The sequence below is a fragment of the Aquabacterium sp. genome, assembly GCF_004297345.1.
Lineage (GTDB): Bacteria > Pseudomonadota > Gammaproteobacteria > Burkholderiales > Burkholderiaceae_C > Aquabacterium.
The window spans coordinates 1-2,664 of record NZ_SCTN01000060.1; the positions used below are offsets into that span (position 1 = coordinate 1).

The window sequence follows — 2,664 nt, forward strand, 5'->3', positions numbered from 1 at the left end:
GACACAGCCGGACTGCAGGGCCTGACATAGCAAAGTTCCGCGATTTCTGTGCCGAGTACTGCACTCAACAGATCGGAGCAGGATGCCTTACAGCACCTCAGGAGCCACGTATTCAACTGGAAGTTGCTTGGCCGTCTGCTGCATCAACTCTGCGGGCGAACACCCAATGGCCTTTGCAATCTTGAGGATGACGCTCAAGGAAGGCTGGCGCTCGCCGCGCTCAACGTGCCCCATGAACCCCCGATCCACTTCAGCTCGCAATGCCAAAGCCTCTTGAGCGAGGCCTTTGGCCATGCGCAACTCGCGCACGGCATTTCCGAATGCGCGTGCAGGGATTGGATCAAACGTTGTTGATCCCGCTGGCCGTCCGCCTTTGCTGATCGATCGCTGCTGCATGAGGCCCGCAGGATCGAATGAATCTATAATTTGGGCCACTGTTTATAAACAGGGGCCCAAATATGAACTGTTCTCCATCGCTCGCATCCAGTGGACGTGCCATCAAGAGCCACCGAATTTGCGGCACCGCTGCTATACCTTTGTTCGCTTGCTGTTTGATGGCGTCCAGCACAAGGGCGGCGAGCTTCCAAGACTTCGTGGATGCCAAAGCGGAGCAATCACTGGTGACCTATCGAATCCCGATAGACCTCGCTCCCGTCGGGCAAGACCAGCAATTGCAACTTGATCGACTTCGGTTCGTAGTCAACCGTGGCGGGGCCACGACCGGGCAGATAAGCAATGTGTCCGGCACTCAGTTCATGGTGAAAGGCAAGGATTTGCTGGTCAGCAAGCTCAAGGGCTCCAACAATTCTCATGGCACCAAGATTGGCTACCTGACCTATCGCGTCAAAGTCGACGTTCAGCAGATCAACGGGTACTTCGAAGTCAAGTTCACCGCTGTCGATGCCAACAAAGACATCCCCTTTGACCTGATGAAGTGGCTTTACGACCCAGGTGACTTCAGCACCGACGAACTCAAGGCTGCGCTGTCTCGTGTGAGCTTTGATCTGGCTATCACCAAGGATGTCCCACTTGCGGCATCAGCGGTTGAATCCAATTTGAGTCAGACCGCATTCAAGGGCGAAGGCTGTGTGATACGGACAGATCAAGGTGTCATCAGGCCACTGCCATGCTATCGGTTCCTCGTGGACAGCACCAGGATCGTAGGCACGGTCGATGCCCATGATGCAGGCCCCGGGAAATCCAAGGTTGCAGCTCAATTCGTGATCACCACAGAACCAAAGTCCGGTGTGGACATCATCGATTTGACAGCCACGCCCAAGCTTCTGCAATCCTCTTTCAGCAAGTCTCTGCTAGGTCAGCAGTAAGACAGGAACAAGCATGACGACAACGACTCCGCCCCCTCTCTCCCTCTGGCGCTCGTCCGCCCTGGCCATGTCGGCTATGGCGCTTTGCACCTCTGCAATGGCTGATGCGCCAGAGCAATCCAGCGCAATGGCGAGACTGAATGCGCTGTTTGAGCATGGTCAAGCCAGCGATTTTTCCGCCCAAAAACTGGAGGCGAAGCGGCGTGAAACGGTCAAGGTCAATGTTCGGCCAAATGCGTCAGTGAACGTTGTCTCAACCAAAGCAATCCGCCTCACGTACTACCTTCCCATATTCGCGTCATCTGGCGAGCAAGACTACCAAGCAGGGCTGAAATCGCTTCGCGATGTGGTCACGCAGGCATGTGACGAACAAAGCGGACAGGTAGATCTCACGGCTTTTCGTGGCAACGGTACCGCCGTCACCAAATTCGCGATCAATACGCTTCAAGATCAGAAGTTGATTGGAGACTTCACCTGCTTGACTGCGTCAGGTCGCACCTTTGCAGTCAGCGCTCAGCCTATAGCTCAAGAGGCATCTAAAGGTCTGCTGTCCACAGGATGGGACTTCTATGTGAACGTCCTCTACGTCGATGGACAGCGGATGGCAGAGGCTGAAGCGCAAGCAAAAGAACAACTGGAGCAGCAAAAAAATGCTGAAGCCGAACAGGCAGCAGCAAACCAGAAGTTCCGAACCAGCTTGCAACCCGGCATGCAAGCAAGCGTCTTGTCTAGCGAGGTGCCACCAGACTTGCTGAACGCCCTGGCGGCGAGGTATCGCATGTTCACCCCTGGCAAGCAGAAATACCAGGTCTGCGCCCTGGTGATCGATACCAAGCCTTCGTTGGTACAGATTCAGGTATCGGATCGGACCTTCTATGTCCCATCCACCGCAGTCTCACCATTCACACGTCCACTTGGTCGCAACGACATCGTGAATTGGGCGACGACCAATACGAATGATTGGTGCCTTGGAAAGTAGCCTGTGATTCAGGTGCCGCCAATCACGAATGCAAGCGTTGAGCAGGCCATGCAAATCGTGGCTGCGTGGCCTATTCGTGCATCGTCACGTGAGACAGTAGTGCACCATCACTGGCAAGCAGCGTGCGATATCCACTACTGGCTGTCAGGCTGGTCAGACCAGGAGAGTCCTCACCGATGGATGAGCGCGCCCAACAACTACCTGGACGGCCGAACCGCCTATGAATGCATAGATGACGATCCATCAGTGATTGAGCGGATCGCCGGCATTTTGTTGGCGGCGACATCTGGCGGATACGGTTGACATTCTGAGCACCCAGAGTCGGGCCGCAGCACTGACTAAGGGGCAACCTCACTCATG

3 protein-coding genes are annotated in these 2,664 nt (G+C 55.2%); 2 read left to right on the forward strand and 1 reads right to left on the reverse strand.

Annotated elements, in window-relative coordinates; translation table 11 throughout:
• Positions 1-87: 87 nt before the first annotated feature.
• Positions 88-396 carry a helix-turn-helix transcriptional regulator gene (locus EPO09_RS01805; RefSeq protein ID WP_290639584.1) on the reverse strand — a complete coding sequence of 103 codons (309 nt, stop codon included), beginning with the start codon at positions 394-396 and terminating at the stop codon, positions 88-90.
• A 341-nt stretch (positions 397-737) separates the two neighbouring features.
• Here EPO09_RS01805 and EPO09_RS01810 point away from each other — a divergent pair, with 341 nt between their 5' ends.
• On the forward strand, positions 738-1,325 hold the full coding sequence (locus tag EPO09_RS01810; protein WP_290639586.1) for a hypothetical protein: 588 nt from the start codon (positions 738-740) through the stop codon (positions 1,323-1,325).
• Positions 1,326-1,338: 13 nt separating this feature from the next.
• The gene (locus EPO09_RS01815; RefSeq protein ID WP_290639588.1) at positions 1,339-2,304 is read left to right on the forward strand and encodes a hypothetical protein; all 966 of its coding nucleotides are present in this window, start codon (positions 1,339-1,341) and stop codon (positions 2,302-2,304) included.
• Positions 2,305-2,664: the final 360 nt, after the last annotated feature.

Coding starts and splice junctions, on each gene's coding strand:
- EPO09_RS01805 (WP_290639584.1), bottom strand. CDS start 396: ATGCAGCAGCGATCGATCAGCAAAGGCGGACGGCCAGCGGGATCAACA.
- EPO09_RS01815 (WP_290639588.1), top strand. CDS start 1,339: ATGACGACAACGACTCCGCCCCCTCTCTCCCTCTGGCGCTCGTCCGCC.